Source organism: Arthrobacter sp. H20 (genome assembly GCF_000520515.1).
Classification (GTDB): domain Bacteria; phylum Actinomycetota; class Actinomycetes; order Actinomycetales; family Micrococcaceae; genus Arthrobacter_D.
The window spans coordinates 2,742-17,542 of the sequence record NZ_KI914715.1 but is presented as its reverse complement, the minus strand read 5'-3'; the positions used below and the strand labels follow the sequence as shown (position 1 = coordinate 17,542).

The 14,801-nt window shown below is 64.4% G+C and carries 12 protein-coding genes; 6 read left to right on the top strand and 6 right to left on the bottom strand.

Annotated elements, in window-relative coordinates; translation table 11 throughout:
- Positions 1-69: 69 nt before the first annotated feature.
- Positions 70-387 carry a DUF6457 domain-containing protein gene (locus tag Y703_RS0104265; protein ID WP_026551718.1) on the bottom strand — a complete coding sequence of 106 codons (318 nt, stop codon included), beginning with the start codon at positions 385-387 and terminating at the stop codon, positions 70-72.
- Positions 388-494: 107 nt separating this feature from the next.
- On the opposite strand from Y703_RS0104265, the gene Y703_RS0104260 reads away from it, so the two are divergent.
- Positions 495-1,991: a flavin-containing monooxygenase gene (locus Y703_RS0104260; RefSeq protein ID WP_026551717.1), complete on the top strand. Its 1,497-nt coding sequence runs from the start codon at positions 495-497 to the stop codon at positions 1,989-1,991.
- A 77-nt stretch (positions 1,992-2,068) separates the two neighbouring features.
- Here the strand turns inward: Y703_RS0104260 and Y703_RS0104255 are convergent, their stop codons facing one another.
- Together Y703_RS0104255 and Y703_RS0104250 are read right to left on the bottom strand one after the other, a co-directional pair.
- Positions 2,069-2,737, bottom strand: a complete 669-nt coding sequence (locus Y703_RS0104255) for a GntR family transcriptional regulator (RefSeq protein ID WP_026551716.1) — start codon at positions 2,735-2,737, stop codon at positions 2,069-2,071.
- Positions 2,738-2,869: 132 nt separating this feature from the next.
- Positions 2,870-5,701, bottom strand: coding sequence for an aconitate hydratase (locus Y703_RS0104250; protein WP_026551715.1), 2,832 nt, complete (start codon positions 5,699-5,701; stop codon positions 2,870-2,872).
- A gap of 221 nt (positions 5,702-5,922) precedes the next feature.
- Between Y703_RS0104250 and Y703_RS0104245 the strand changes: the two genes are divergently transcribed.
- The 3 genes from Y703_RS0104245 to Y703_RS0104235 are packed head-to-tail and all read left to right on the top strand — an operon-like array spanning position 5,923 to position 9,148.
- Positions 5,923-6,963 carry an NAD(P)-dependent alcohol dehydrogenase gene (locus tag Y703_RS0104245; RefSeq protein WP_026551714.1) on the top strand — a complete coding sequence of 347 codons (1,041 nt, stop codon included), beginning with the start codon at positions 5,923-5,925 and terminating at the stop codon, positions 6,961-6,963.
- 2 nt (positions 6,964-6,965) lie between these two features.
- Positions 6,966-7,568 (top strand): gluconate 2-dehydrogenase subunit 3 family protein, encoded by a 603-nt coding sequence (locus tag Y703_RS0104240; protein ID WP_026551713.1) that lies wholly within the window; start codon positions 6,966-6,968, stop codon positions 7,566-7,568.
- Positions 7,565-9,148, top strand: coding sequence for a GMC family oxidoreductase (locus tag Y703_RS0104235; protein ID WP_026551712.1), 1,584 nt, complete (start codon positions 7,565-7,567; stop codon positions 9,146-9,148). Before Y703_RS0104240 ends, Y703_RS0104235 begins: the two co-directional genes overlap by 4 nt.
- A gap of 37 nt (positions 9,149-9,185) precedes the next feature.
- Here Y703_RS0104235 and Y703_RS0104230 read toward each other — a convergent pair whose 3' ends face one another.
- The 3 genes from Y703_RS0104230 to Y703_RS0104220 form a co-directional block, all read right to left on the bottom strand.
- Positions 9,186-9,584, bottom strand: a complete 399-nt coding sequence (locus Y703_RS0104230; protein WP_155849400.1) for a hypothetical protein — start codon at positions 9,582-9,584, stop codon at positions 9,186-9,188.
- 20 nt (positions 9,585-9,604) lie between these two features.
- Positions 9,605-10,399, bottom strand: a complete 795-nt coding sequence (locus Y703_RS0104225) for an IclR family transcriptional regulator (protein ID WP_026551710.1) — start codon at positions 10,397-10,399, stop codon at positions 9,605-9,607.
- 66 nt (positions 10,400-10,465) lie between these two features.
- Positions 10,466-10,786, bottom strand: coding sequence for a putative quinol monooxygenase (locus tag Y703_RS0104220; protein ID WP_026551709.1), 321 nt, complete (start codon positions 10,784-10,786; stop codon positions 10,466-10,468).
- A gap of 164 nt (positions 10,787-10,950) precedes the next feature.
- Here Y703_RS0104220 and Y703_RS0104215 point away from each other — a divergent pair, with 164 nt between their 5' ends.
- Positions 10,951-12,102, top strand: a complete 1,152-nt coding sequence (locus tag Y703_RS0104215; protein WP_026551708.1) for a glycerol dehydrogenase — start codon at positions 10,951-10,953, stop codon at positions 12,100-12,102.
- Positions 12,103-12,116: 14 nt separating this feature from the next.
- On the top strand, positions 12,117-14,801 hold a 2,685-nt coding region (locus tag Y703_RS17900), incomplete at its 3' end, for an FAD-binding and (Fe-S)-binding domain-containing protein (RefSeq protein ID WP_035763820.1).

The window sequence follows — 14,801 nt, the reverse complement described above, 5'->3', positions numbered from 1 at the left end:
TTGTGGTTTAGCAACCACTTTTCTGCGGGGGAGCCACTTTTCCGCTGTGCGACCCGGCGTAGAACCCTGCTACTGGGCGGTCTTGGTCCAGCCGTTGGCATCCGGTCCGTCTTCGAGCCCCTTCGCGTGGACCTGCATGACGACGTCGGCGGCTGACTGCACTGCATCATCCGAGCCTTTGCGACCGCTGGTATCGGCAGTGCCCGCGGCGTAGCCAATCAGGAACGCACTGATTGCTCCGGAGTTGGGGGAAACTGTATCGGACGTCTGCCTGGCGACCTCAACGATCCGCTCATGGTCAACCTCCAGATCGAGGATCTGCAGGGCCTGGGTTAGCTGACGGCTCCATTCGCTGAGGGTCCGCAGTTCGTCGTCGATGCCTGTCATGTGTGACTCCAATGCTTGAGGGAAGTAAGGTGCCTTCAAGAATTAGCATCTGTTGCAGCTTTCCACAACGTTGTGCGGCCACGTGCGACGTCACCGATAATGGAATCATGACCTCTCCGGTAGAGCATCTCGACGTCGCGATCATCGGGGCGGGACTCTCGGGCATTGGCGCAGGCCACCGTCTGCAGACCGAATGCCCCGACAAGTCGTTCGCCATCTTCGAGGCGCGCGATGCGATCGGCGGCACCTGGGACCTGTTCCGCTATCCCGGCGCACGGTCCGATTCCGACATGTTCACCCTCACGTACCCCTGGCGGCCCTGGACCGCGCCGGAATCCATCGGCGACGGGGCATCAATCCTTCGATACCTGCAGGACGCCGCCGAAGAATCGGGGCTGAACCCCTATATTCGTTTCGGGACCCGGCTGGTGAGCGCCGACTTCTCCTCCACAACCTCCCGCTGGACACTGCAACTGGAGATTGACGGCGCCGCCCGTCGGCGAACGATCACCTGCTCGTTCCTCTACGTCTGCTCCGGGTACTACAACTACGCCAGGGGCTACCAGCCAGACTTCCCCGGCCTTGAAGACTTCGCCGGCAAGGTGGTCCACCCCCAGTTCTGGCCGGCCGATCTCGACTACGCCGGCAAGCAGGTCGTGGTGATCGGCAGCGGCGCCACCGCCGTCACTCTTGTGCCATCAATGGTCGACGACGCCGCGCACGTCACCATGCTGCAGCGTTCACCGTCCTATCTGGTGACGGTGCCGCGCCGCGACCGGATCGCCGATGCTGCCCGGAAGGTCCTGCCCGCTGGAGCGGCTCACCGTGTAGCCCGGGCCCGCAACGTGGTGTATCCGCTGGCGTTCTACCAGCTCTGCATGCGCCTGCCGCGGGTAGCGAAGGCGTACCTGCGAAGTCAGGCCCGCGGCATCCTCAAGGACGAGCAGCAGATCCGGGAGCATTTCACGCCAGCCTACAATCCCTGGGAGCAACGCCTCTGTGTGGCTCCGGGTGGTGACTTTTACCGGGCCCTGACATCGGGGAAGGCGTCGGTGGTGACCGAGCGGATCGACCGGTTCACGCCGGGCGGGATCACGCTTGAGTCGGGGCGGGAGTTGGCTGCCGACGTCGTCGTCTCTGCTACCGGACTCGCCCTTCAATCGCTCGGGGGCGCACAGCTGAGCATTGACGGTGTCCCGGTTGATCTCGGTGACGCGTGGGTCCACCAGGGAGTGCTGGTCACCGGGGTCCCTAACCTGGGGTACTGCGTGGGGTACACGAATGCGTCGTGGACGCTGCGAGCGGACCTGAGCTCCCGGTATGTCTGCCGGTTGCTGAAGTACATGGACCGTAAGGGGTACACGGTGGCGACCCCGGTGCCGGAGGCGGGCATGTCGCGGCGCCCGCTGCTGGACCTGTCCTCTGGATACGTTCAGCGGGCAGCCGACGTGTTTCAACGGCAAGGATCGGGCCGGCCGTGGACCGTTGGCGCCAACTATCTGCTGGATACCCCGGCGGTACTGCTCGGAAAGGTCAGCAAGCACATGGCATTCGACTCAATCCCGGGTCAGGACGCCACCCGGGACCGCAAAAAAGTGGCGTAGCTACACCCGAGCGGTTGCCCCACCACGCGTCTGCACCTAAGCCACTCCTTTGGTTGAAACCAGCGTCTGCAGGAGAGCTACTCGGTCTTCGCCGCCGACTTCAACAGTTCAAGCCGGAGGGCACGAGCCGTTTCCATGTGCTGGCGGGCGATCTGGCGCGCGTCGTCGGCCCGTTGATCGACTATCGCCTTCACCAAAGCTTCGTGCTCATCCAACGCATTTTCCCACCGGTTTCCCACTGACAGGGTGGACCGTGGGGTGTTGATTAGGTGGGTGGAGAGCCGTTCCAGCAGATCCTGCAGTACCCGGTTATTCGCCGCTGTGCTGACCGCCGTATGAAACTCGATATTGCAGCGGATGCGTGTCTGATCGTCAGGGGAGCCGAGATCACGATCCCGTTCCACCAGGGCTTCAAGCCGCATGATGTCCGATGCGGTTCGACTGCTGGACGCCTGGCCGGCAGCTTCCTGTTCAAGCATCACCCGCAGATCATAGATCTGGATGACCTCCTGCGGGTCGATCTGCGGTACCTGAAGACCCCTCGCCGCGCGCTCCAGCAGGCGCTCATGCTGCAACCGGCTGAGCGCCTCGCGGATTGGGGTCCGCGAGACGCCGAACCGCTCCGACAGGCCCACCTCCCGTAACGGCGTTCCGGGAGGGTGGACTCCTGCCAGAATCTCGCTGCGGAGTACGCGGAACACTACTGACCCGTCGACGCGTCCCGTCGATTCAGCCGGATCAGACACTTTCAGCCGATTCAGACACTTGGTGCTCCTATAAGTAGGACCTGCAGATTAGGCACCCTGCCCGCGGTGTGGGCCAGGACAGTACTCATGGAACGGGTATCCGGACGCGTCGACAGGCGACAGGGTGTGCCGCTAGACGGCGATCTGGCGCAGGACGTACTGCAGGATCCCGCCGTTGCGGTAGTACTCGGCTTCACCGGGGGTGTCGATCCGCAGCACTGCCTCGAAGGTGACCGGCTGGCCGCCATCTTCGGGGGTAGCGGTAACGGTGACGGTCTTCGGGGTGGTGCCGCTGTTCAGTTCGGTGACGCCTGACACCGCGAAGGTCTCGGTACCGGTGAGGCCCAGCGATTCAGCGTTCTGGCCCTGGGGGAACTGCAGGGGAAGGACTCCCATACCGATGAGGTTGGAGCGGTGGATCCGCTCGTAGCTCTCGGTAATCACTGCGCGCACACCCAGGAGCGCGGTGCCCTTGGCAGCCCAGTCACGCGACGAACCCGAGCCGTATTCCTTACCAGCCAGGACGACCAGCGGTGTTCCCGCTGCCTGGTAGTTCATTGCAGCGTCGTAGACGGCAGCCTGTGGCGCATCTGCCTGGCTGAAGTCGCGGGTGAATCCACCCTCAACGTCCTCAAGGAGCTGGTTGCGGATCCGGATGTTGGCGAATGTCCCGCGGATCATCACCTCGTGATTTCCGCGGCGTGAGCCGAAGGAGTTGAAGTCCTTGCGTTCCACACCGTGCTCCAGCAGGTACCGGCCCGCGGGAGTGTCTGACTTGAACGAACCGGCGGGTGAAATGTGGTCAGTGGTGACCGAATCTCCCAGCTTCAGCAGAACCCGTGCACCCTCGATGTCGGTGACGGGCTCAGGCTCGGACTTCATGCCCTCAAAATACGGAGGCTTCCGAACGTAAGTGGATTCTGAATCCCACTCGAAGGTGTCGCCTGCCGGGGTCGGCAGTGACTTCCAGCGCTCATCGCCGTCGAAGATGGTCGAGTAGCTCGTCTTGAACATCTCCTTGTCGATGGACTCGTCGATGATCTGCTGCACCTCGACCGGGTTCGGCCAGATGTCGCGCAGGAAGACGTCGTTGCCGTCGTCGTCCTGGCCGAGTGGATCGGCCGCGAAGTCGAAGTCCATCGTGCCAGCCAGTGCGTAGGCAACCACCAGCGGTGGGGATGCCAGGTAGTTCATCTTGACGTCCGGGTTGATCCGGCCCTCAAAGTTACGGTTACCGGAGAGGACAGCTGTGACGGCCAGGTCGGCGTCCTGGATGGCCTGGGTGATCTCCTCATCGAGGGGACCCGAGTTGCCGATGCAGGTGGCGCAGCCGTAACCGACAACGAAGAAGCCCAGCTTCTCCAGGTACGGGATCAGCCCTGACTTCTCGTAGTAGTCGGTGACAACCTTCGAGCCCGGCGCAACCGAGGTCTTGACCCAGGCCTTGGACATCAGGCCCTTGTCCACCGCGTTGCGGGCAAGCACTGCAGCCGCCATCATCACCGAGGGGTTTGAGGTGTTGGTGCAGGAGGTGATGGAGGCGATGGTGACCGCTCCATGGTCGAGGCTGAAGTTGCGGCCATCGGCGGTCGTCACCTCAATGGGGCTGGAGTCGCGGTTGGCCTCGGTCTCGGTGACTACCTCGTGTGGGTGATCGTCGACCTTGGTGTCAGCCTCGGTGTAGGAGGGGGGATCGGAGGCAGGGAAGGACTCTTCAAGCGTCTCATCGACGGTCGCGCCCTCCTCCTCAACCGAGCGGTGCACGTAGTTTTCCAGGTCCTTGCGGAACTGGGGCTTGGCGTTGGTCAGCTCGACGCGGTCCTGCGGCCGCTTGGGCCCGGCAATCGAGGAGACGACAGTCGACAGATCCAGTTCCAGGTATTCGGAGAACGCGATCTCCTTGCTCGGATCGTGCCACAGGCCCTGGGCCTTGGCATAGGCCTCGACCAGTGCCAGGTTCTCTTCGGGGCGACCGGTCAGGCGCAGGTAATCCATGGTGACGTCGTCGATCGGGAAGATCGCCGCCGTGGAGCCGAACTCGGGGCTCATGTTGCCGATGGTGGCGCGGTTCGCCAGGGGCACAGCGCTGACGCCTTCGCCGTAGAACTCGACGAACTTGCCAACCACACCGTGCTTACGCAGCTTCTCGGTGATGGTGAGGACGACGTCGGTTGCCGTGGCACCGGCGGGGATCTCGCCGGTGAGCTTGAAGCCCACCACGCGTGGGATGAGCATGGACACGGGCTGGCCCAGCATGGCCGCCTCGGCTTCGATGCCGCCAACACCCCAGCCCAGGACGCCCAGGCCGTTGACCATGGTGGTGTGCGAATCGGTACCGACGCAGGTGTCGGGGTAGGCCTGCAGTGCGGTGCTGCCGCCGGTCGTGACCTCGCGGGTCATCACTGTACGGGCCAGGTACTCAAGGTTGACCTGGTGGACGATTCCCATGCCCGGGGGAACCACCAGGAAGTCATCGAATGCGGTCTGGCCCCACCGCAGGAACTGGTACCGCTCGCCATTGCGCTGGTACTCGATCTCGATGTTGCGTTCCAGGGCGTTCGCGTTGCCAGCGAAGTCGATCTGCACCGAGTGGTCGATGACCAGTTCAGCTGGTGCCAGTGGGTTGACGCGCTTGGGGTCGCCGCCCAGCTCGACAACTGCCTCACGCATGGTGGCGAGGTCGACGATGCAGGGCACTCCGGTGAAGTCCTGCATGATGACGCGGGCGGGGGTGAACTGAATTTCGGTGTCCGGCTCGGCCTGGGGATCCCAACCGGCCAGGGCGCGCACGTGGTCGGCAGTGATGTTGGCACCGTCTTCGGTGCGGAGCAGGTTCTCCAGGAGGATCTTGAGGCTGTAGGGGAGCTTCTCTGATCCCTCTACAGCGTCGAGGCGGAAGATCTGATACTCAGCTCCCGCTACCTCGAGTACGTCTTTGGAGCCGAATGTGTCGACAGCAGTCATTGCAGGTATCCCTTCGGAGGATCGATAACACTTTGGGGCCATCCTATCCTGAAACGCCTCAAAGCTGTATACAGTCGTACACACTCGATTCTCACCCAGCGATAACCTCTCTTCCCACCCGCTGCGACACCGGGCACACTTGCATCAGCACGCGTTCACCGCGGGGACATTGCCGGAAATCGGTCGGAACTTTCCCGCGTCACTCATTGCTGAGGAGAACCATGAGAGCCGTCCGGGTACACAGCTACCAGGAAGACCCGCTGATCGACGACGTGCCGGAGCCCACCGCGAGCGGCCCCTGGGACGTGGTGGTCGAGATCGGCGCTGCTGGTCTGTGCCGGACCGATCTGCACGTCATCGAGGGCCAGTGGGATGCCATCCAGCACCCGTCGCTCCCCTACATCCTCGGGCACGAGAACGCTGGGTGGGTGCGTGAGGTGGGCTCGGCCGTGACCAATGTCCAACCCGGCGACACGGTGATCATGCACCCGATTGTCACCTGCGGCCTGTGCCTGGCCTGCCGTGAGGGACAGGACTCCCACTGCGAAAACTCCACCTTCCCGGGACTGAACGTGGACGGGGGGATGGCCGAGAGGATGAGGACCAACGCCCGCTCAGTGGTGAAACTCGACCCGGCCCTCCAGCCGACCGACATCGCGGCACTCGCCGACGCCGGCCTGACCGCCTACCATGCGGTCCGCAAGGCAGCGCCGCTGCTGCACCCCGGAACCCACGCCGTCGTGATCGGCAGCGGCGGGCTGGGCCACATCGGCATCCAGTCCCTCAGGGCGCTCACCTCGGCCCAGATCACCGTCGTCGACACCTCAGAGGAAGCGCTGGAACTGGCCCGGGCACTCGGCGCTGACCACACGCTCTCCAACGCGGGCGACGGCGGAAAACTCCTCGAGATTACCGGCGGCGGCGCGCACGTGGTCTTCGACTTCGTCGGGGAGCACGGCACCGAGGCGCTCGGCATGAATGTCCTCCGGAACCGGGGCAGCTACTACACGATTGGTTACGGCGGAGCGGTACACATCGACACCATCGAGATCATCTCCCGGGAAATCAACATCGTGGGGAACCTCGTTGGCACCTACCTCGACCTTGTGGAACTGATGACCCTAACCGCGCAGGGCAAGGTCACCCTGCATACCCAGACGTACGACCTCGAAGACGCTGTCCAGGCCATGCATGACCTGGACAGCGGCAAGCTGATCGGCCGTGGCATTCTCGTCCCCAACCTCATCACCCCAGGGAGATAACAATGGCGTATCCCGCGAAATACTCGACGCTCAATGAGCTTCAGCTGACTGAGGAGGCTCGCCGGATTCTGGTCCGGATCATCAGGGTAGCGTTCCCACACCCGAAGATCCCTGCCGGACCATACGAGCGCATGGCCGAGAAGATCATCACCGAGTCCAACGAGTCCACCTGGTTCAGGGTGGCCCTCACCCAGGGTCTGCTGACCCTGAACCAGCAGGGTGGTGAGAACTTCCTTGACCTCTCCGATGAGAGGGCTCTTGCCGTCCTGCAGCGCATCGCTGACCTTGACTTCTTCGGCTTCATCCGACGGACCACTGTCCTGAACTTCTACGACGACCCGGAGGTGTGGGAGGTGTTCGGCTACGAGGGGGAATCCTTCGCCAAGGGCGGCTACCTGCACCGCGGGTTCAATGACCTGGACTGGCTTCCCGATCCCCGGATCGACGAAGCCGACGAGGCGCTCACCGAAATCGGCCCACTCGGGTACACCGTCGCGCAACAGCCACCGCAACGCGTGCAGGAAGCCGCTGGCGACACCGGAGAAGAGCCGGTCGACGACCTCTTCAAAGGCCAGGACAAAGTTGGAGGAGCACAGACCATATGAGCAACGAGACATCGGCCCACTTTGGCCTGGACGACGACTCGGTTGTCGTCATCATCGGCTCCGGCGCCGGCGGCGGAACCCTCGCCCACGAACTTACCGAAAAGGGCGTCAAGGTGGTGGTCCTCGAGGCCGGCGGCCACATCAAGCACGACGACTACGTCAACAATGAGTGGGAATCGTTCAACCAGATGGCCTGGCTGGACCCGCGGACGACGTCGGGCACGTGGCGGATTGCGCGAGACTTCCCCAACCTGCCCGCCTGGCTGGTGAAGGCGGTGGGCGGCACCACCACCCACTGGGCCGGTGCCACCCCGCGGTTCAAGGCCCACGAGTTCAAAACCCGCAGCACCTATGGGCGGGTTGACGGCGCCAACCTCCTGGACTGGCCCATCACGCTTGAGGACCTGGCACCGTATTACGACAGGGCCGAAGAAAAAATCGGCAGCACCCACCGCCACGGCCGGCCGGCCATGCCCGCCAACAACAACTACAAGGTGCTCGCTGCGGGCGCCGAACGGATCGGGTACCGGCACTACGCCACCGGCCCCTACGGCACCAACGCTGAACCCTATGACGGCAGGCCTGCCTCCATCCAGGACGGCTTCAACTTTCAGGGTGACAAGAACAAGTCCAAGTGGTCCACCCTGGTGTCCGAGATTCCCAAAGCGCTGCGCACCGGGAAACTTGACCTCCGACCGAACTGCCATGCCGTGCAGATCACCCACACACCCGAGGGCACAGTGGACAGTGTCATGTACATTGACGACGCCGGGGACCTCCAGCGGCAGAAGGCACGCCTCGTGGCAGTGGCCGGCAACTCAATCGAGACGCCGCGGCTGTTGCTGCTCTCCGGGTCTCCCCTGTTCCCGGACGGACTGGCCAACTCGTCGGGCCAGCTGGGCAGGAACTATATGCGCCACACCACCGGCTCGGTCTATGCCAGGTTCGACAAACCGGTCCACATGTACCGGGGCGAGACGATGGCCGGTCTGGTGGCTGACGAGTCACGGCACGACGTCGACCGCGGCTTCTCGGGTGGCTACTATCTGGAGACCATCGCGTTGGGGCCCGCCTTCCTGGCCAGCTTCGCGGACCCCGGAGCCTGGGGACCGAACTTCGCGTCGCTGCTCGACGACTACGAAAACACGGCCGGTCTGTGGATTGTCGGCGAGGACATGCCGCAGGAAACCAACCGGGTCACCCTGAACACCAGTGTGAAGGACCGCCTTGGCCTCCCGGTGCCGAACGTGCACTTCGACGATCACGCCAACGACACCGCGATGCGCAACCACGGCTACCAGCAGGCGTCGCTGCTCTACGAAGCGGTGGGTGCGCTCTCCTCGCACCACACCCCGCCGTACCCCGCGACGCACAACATGGGAACCGCACGGATGAGCGAGCGTCCCGAAGACGGCGTCGTCAACCAGTGGGGGCAGACCCACGATGTGAAGAACCTCTTCATTTCGGACGGTTCGCAATTCACCACTGGGGCGGCAGCCAACCCGACACTGACGATTGTGGCGCTGGCCATTCGGCAGGCGGAGTACATCGCCGAGCAGCTGTCGACGTCGGCCCTGTAGAGTGCGCGGTCCTGCACCTCGGTGCAGGGCCGCACCCTCACACAAAGATCAGGACAAACCCCACGACCGCACTCAGCGCTCCGACTCCCGTGAGAATCCAGCCCAGAATCCTCAGGGCATGCGCCGGGGGAACCGGTTCGGTGAGCGAGTATTCGACGGGATTGCGTCGGCTGAAGTAGATGGTGAATTCGGTTCCCGGCACCAAATCCTTCCCCTCCCTGAAGGAGAACAGGGCTTCGCGGACCTCATAGTTGTGGTCATGCCAGCGATAACCAATGCCATCGCCATTGACGAAAACCACGGCGTGCGTGGCGGTCCATCCCAGCCGGGAGGTGCGGATAATCCAGGCCACCAGGATCAGCATGATGCCCGGCACCAGACCCACCCAGGTCAGCACTTCAGTGATGACACCCCACAACTGAGACTGGCTCTCCATAGTTTGATGCTACCGAGAATTCAGTGACGCTGCGGCAGCACCGAGGTGGCCCGGAGCGCGCGACCCACCTTGTCAGCGGCGTCCCGCAGAAGGACAGCGATCTTCGCGGATCGCTGGTCGAAGTCCGCAGCGTCGAGGGAGACGGCAACCGATCCGACGATCTGGCCGGCGGCGTTCCGCACCGGAGCGCCCAGGCATGAGTATCCGATCATGAATTCCTCGCGTTCGACTGCGATACCGCCCTCCCGGACCCGCTCCAACTCCAGCTCCAGCTCGTCGAGGGTCCTGATGGTGTTGTCGGTCATGGCGGGCAGCCCCTGCCGCCCCAACAGCACCCGGCGCTGCGCCGGGTCCATGCCGGCCAACAGGATTTTCCCAAAAGCGGTCGCGTGTGCCGCGTCGTTGAAGCCGAAGCCCATCGGGACAATGCGACGCCGGTCCGGGGAATCCACCACGTGCGCCACCACAATATGGTCACCGCGATGCACCGCATAGTAAGCGGCGGCGTCGCCCCGCGAATGCAGTTCCAGCACCAGCCTCGCCACCGCCGAAGGAGTCCCCACCTGCCGGTGCAACGATGCGTCAAGTGCGTGCAGCTTGTAGCCGAGCGCATACCTGCTCTCATCCTTGAGATGGATCAGATGCCGTGACTCGACAAGGGTTTTCAGGAGGCGGTAGACGCTGGGCAGCGGCATGGAAAGGGCTGCCGCTATGTCCTTGGCCGAGACTCCCCGCTCGTCGGCCGCGACAACGTCGAGCAGCGCAAAAGCCTTCTGCACCGAGGCCATGCCGGTAAGGGCATCATTGCGTCCCATGCCCCCATCTTCGCCGGTTGGTCAACTAACACCAAACGGCCCCTCAACGCTAGGGAACCACGTGAGCTAGTCGACGGTCAGCTCCCCCATCCGACCCCAACCGTCCGCGGAGATTTTCTCGCTGATGATGTGTGGTGTCTCCACCAATGCCTGGGGCATTTCCTTCATGGCCTGCTGGAAATGGTGGCTGTTGACGTGGTCGCCGGCAGCATCGTCCTGGAACGCTTCGACCAGGATGAACTCATTGGGGTTCTCGACGCTGCGTGACCAGTCAAACCACAGGTTGCCTGGCTCGTTTCGGGTGGAGTCAGTGAATTCTCGGGTGAGGTCGAGCCAACGATCCGTCCAGTCGGGTTTGACGTTGAACTTAACGACGATAAAGATCATGGGGCGCCTGCCTTGGGTCGTTGGAATGATCAGGTGTGTGTTGCAGTCTGCCGTGAATCGCCCGGGGCTCCAACTTGGGTTCTCACCCACTGAGAATGACTGGCGCAATCCTGGTCCAGCACCCCTACGCTGATAGTGGCACCGTCTTATCAAAGGAGATTGAGATGAGTAATCCCATGCAGGTCCGCACCATGATCAGCCCGGCCCGATACGTCCAGGGGAAAGGCGCAATCCACCGGTTGGGCGAATTCCTTACACCGCTCGGCAGCAGGCCACTGCTGGTGGCAGACGATCTGGTCTGGGGTTTCGTAGCTCACGACGTCGAGGCCTCCCTCACCGCGGCTAACCTGACCACCACCCGGGTGGGGTTCGGGGGCGTGCCCAGCGCCAACGAGGTCAACCGGCTGGCTGGCCTCATCGCCGAGCACCGGGCCGACGTGATCGTGGCAGTCGGCGGCGGCAGCACCATCGACGCGGTCAAGGCGTCAGGTTTCGCCTCGGGGATCCGCTGGGTCACCGTACCCACCGTCGCGTCCACTGACGCACCCACCTCAGCCCTGTCAGTGATTTACACCGACGACGGCGTGTTCGAGGAGTATCGTTTCTTCCCCCGCAACCCCGACCTGGTCCTGGTGGACACCCAACTGGTAGCCAACGCGCCGGCGTCGTTCCTTGCCGCTGGCGTTGGCGACGCGCTGGCTACCTGGCTTGAGGCCCGCGCCACCAGCCAGGCCTTCGCCACCACGATGGCGGGCGGCCTGCCCACGCTGACCGGCACTGCCCTGGCCCGGCTGTCGTGGGACGTGCTGTGGGAAAACGCCCTCCCGGCGCTCGATGCAGTCCGCGACAACCTGGTGACGCCCGCGCTGGAGAAGGTGGTGGAGGCGAACACACTGCTGTCAGGGCTAGGATTCGAGTCCGGTGGGCTGGCCGCCGCCCACGCCATCCACAACGGCCTGACCGCCGCGAACCAGACCCACGGCCTGGCGCACGGGCAGAAGGTCAACATCGGCTCCCTCACCCAGCTGGTACTCGAGGGTGCGCCACGGGCCGACATCCGGGACTTTGTCGAGTTCACCACGCGGGTCGGACTGCCGAACACGCTGACCGAGGTGGGCCTGTCCCCCGATGACGACGAGGGCCTGCGGCGGGTGGCCGAAGCCGCCACCGTGCCAGGCGAGACCATTCACAACATGCCGTTCCCGGTCGGCGTCGACGATCTCACCAGTGCACTGAAGTCGATCGAGCGGCTCTCTGCCGGGATCCGCAATCAGGCGGGGTTGCCCGAACCAGTGCATTACGAGGCGAAGCACTGAGCACCGGGCCGGGGATGCAGGTGATCGACGCCCTGCGCTCGGCAGTCGCTGACCCGGAACAGGTCAAAACCCGCGCCATCGACCTGCACGCCAACGCCCACGACGCCTCGCATTTCCTGCTCATCCCGCAGGCGGTGGTGGTGCCGTCGGATGCCGCTGAGGTGGGCCGCCTGCTCCAGACCAGCGCAGCGCAGGGCATCCCGCTGACTCTCCGTGCTGGCGGCACGAGCCTCAGCGGGCAGGCGGTCACCGACAGCGTACTGGTGGACGTGCGCAGAAACTTCCGTGAAATCGAGGTGCTCAACGGCGGCTCCCGGGTGCGCGTCCAGCCGGGCGTTACCGTGAGGGCGCTCAATGCCCGGCTGGCCCGGTATGGGACGAAGTTCGGGCCCGACCCGGCGAGCGAAGCGGCGTGCACCATCGGCGGGGTGGTCGCTAACAACTCGTCGGGGATGAACTGCGGTACCACGGACAACGCCTACCGGACCCTTGAGTCGGTGACAGTTGTGCTGCCCAGCGGCACGGTCATCGACACCGGGGCCGTCGACGCCGACGCCAGGCTGCGGGCCCTCGAACCCGATCTTCATGAGGGGCTGCTGCGGCTATCCCAACGGCTCCGGGGAGACCCCTCATCGGTGCGGACGGTGCAGCACCAGTTCTCGATGAAGAACACGATGGGATACGGCCTGAACTCGCTGCTGGACTTCGATACCCCCTCCGATATGCTGGCCCACCTGATGGTGGGCAGTGAGGGAACCCTGGGATTCATCGCCGAGGCGGTGTTCAGCACCATCGCCAGGCCCGCGTTCGCCACCACCGGTCTGCTGGTGTTCCCCGACCTGGAAACCTCTGCTGCTGCGCTGCCGGCCCTGGTCGACTCCGGAGTGGCAACCGCCGAGCTGATGGACGCCGTCTCGCTGGCAGTGGGACAAACCCTGACGGGGGCTCCCGACGTCGTCCGCGCCCTCACCGTCCAGAACCAGGCGGCGCTGCTGGTGGAGTATTCGGCGTCGTCGGCGGCCGAACTCGACGACCTGCAGGGCGGCCAGCCGCTCCTACTTGGGGCTCTCGGGCTGAGCGAACCCGCCCGGTTCAGCTCCGACCCGGCGGCCCGGGCAAGCCTGTGGCAGCTGCGCAAGGGCCTCTACGCGTCGGTGTCCGGGGCCAGACCGCCGGGCACCACGGCGCTGCTTGAAGATGTGGTGGTACCCGTCCCTGCGCTGGCCCGCACCTGCACCGAACTGACCCGCCTGTTCGACAGGCACCACTACAGCAACAGCGTGATCTTCGGGCACGCCAAAGACGGAAACATCCACTTCATGCTGACCGACGCCTTCGCTGCGCCGGACGAGCTGGAGCGGTACCGGGCATTTACCGAGGACATGGTGGACCTGGTGCTGGGCGAGAACGGGTCGCTGAAGGCCGAGCATGGGACCGGCCGGATGATGTCGCCCTACGTGCGCCGGCAATACGGCGATGAGCTCTACGCGATCATGCGGGAACTCAAGGAACTGTTCGATCCGGCCGGCATACTCAACCCCGGAATCATCCTCGACGACGACCCGCAGGCCCACCTCCGGCACATCAAAACCACACCTCAGGTGGCCCCCGAAGTGGACCGCTGTGTCTCCTGCGGGTTTTGCGAACCCGTGTGTCCCAGCAAGGACATCACCCTTACCCCGCGCCAGCGCATCGTTACCCTGCGCGCCATTGAACAGGCACGGCTCGACGGCGACACCGGGCTGGCAGCGCGGCTTGAGGAAGACTATGACTACGAGTCGGTGCAGACTTGCGCCGTTGATGGCATGTGCCAGACAGCGTGCCCCGTCGAGATCAACACGGGGTTGCTGGTGAAACGGCTGCGCCGTGAGAAGTCCGGCCGTGCCGAAAACCTGGCCTGGGCCGGAGCCGCGACCCGGTGGAGCCTCATCACCCGCGGCGCCGGGCTGGTGCTCGACGCCGCGGCGAAGGTTCCAGCCGCCGTCGTCGTCCCGGCCAATCGGCTGGCCCGAACGGTACTCGGCCGCGACACGGTGCCGCTGTATTCCTCCGATTTGCCATCCGGTGGGGCCGCCCGTTCTCGGCCAGAGCCTGTCGCGGCACCCGATGCGGTGTATTTTCCGGCCTGCGTGGGCACCATGTTCGGCCCCGCAGGAAACAGCTCGGGAGTGCAGGACAGCCTTGAACAGCTCTGCGAGCGCGTGGGACTTTCGCTGCTGGTGCCGCCCGGCATTGACGGGTTGTGCTGTGGGACGCCGTGGTCGTCGAAGGGAATGACCACTGGCGAGGCAAGCATGCGCGCTAAGACTGGTGCAGCGTTGCGTGCGGCCACCCGCAACGGAGAGCTCCCCATCATCTGCGATGCCTCCTCCTGCACCGAGGGGCTGATCGGTGCACTTGAGCAGGGGGCTGTTGCGGCTGGCCACCGACCGCTGGTGGTGATGGACGCGGTGCAGTTCGTGGCGGAACGGGTACTGCCGCTGCTCGATGGTCACCCAAAGCTCGACTCCGTGGCACTCCACCCGACCTGTTCATCCACCCGGCTGGGCCTAAACCCGGCGCTGGAGGCGGTGGCTGGGGCCGTCGCGGGTAAGGTGATGGTTCCCGAGAACTGGGGGTGCTGCGCTTTCGCCGGCGACCGAGGGATGCTCCACCCGGAGCTCACCGAGTCCGCCACCCAGCGGCAGGCCGCCGACGTC

What these genes read in the sequence shown, in the direction of transcription:
- Y703_RS0104265 (WP_026551718.1), bottom strand. Translation starts at nt 387, where the DNA reads ATGACAGGCATCGACGACGAACTGCGGACCCTCAGCGAATGGAGCCGT.
- Y703_RS0104260 (WP_026551717.1), top strand. Translation starts at nt 495, where the DNA reads ATGACCTCTCCGGTAGAGCATCTCGACGTCGCGATCATCGGGGCGGGA.
- Y703_RS0104250 (WP_026551715.1), bottom strand. Translation starts at nt 5,701, where the DNA reads ATGACTGCTGTCGACACATTCGGCTCCAAAGACGTACTCGAGGTAGCG.
- Y703_RS0104245 (WP_026551714.1), top strand. Translation starts at nt 5,923, where the DNA reads ATGAGAGCCGTCCGGGTACACAGCTACCAGGAAGACCCGCTGATCGAC.
- Y703_RS0104240 (WP_026551713.1), top strand. Translation starts at nt 6,966, where the DNA reads ATGGCGTATCCCGCGAAATACTCGACGCTCAATGAGCTTCAGCTGACT.
- Y703_RS0104235 (WP_026551712.1), top strand. Translation starts at nt 7,565, where the DNA reads ATGAGCAACGAGACATCGGCCCACTTTGGCCTGGACGACGACTCGGTT.
- Y703_RS0104230 (WP_155849400.1), bottom strand. Translation starts at nt 9,584, where the DNA reads ATGGAGAGCCAGTCTCAGTTGTGGGGTGTCATCACTGAAGTGCTGACC.
- Y703_RS0104225 (WP_026551710.1), bottom strand. Translation starts at nt 10,399, where the DNA reads ATGGGACGCAATGATGCCCTTACCGGCATGGCCTCGGTGCAGAAGGCT.
- Y703_RS0104220 (WP_026551709.1), bottom strand. Translation starts at nt 10,786, where the DNA reads ATGATCTTTATCGTCGTTAAGTTCAACGTCAAACCCGACTGGACGGAT.
- Y703_RS0104215 (WP_026551708.1), top strand. Translation starts at nt 10,951, where the DNA reads ATGAGTAATCCCATGCAGGTCCGCACCATGATCAGCCCGGCCCGATAC.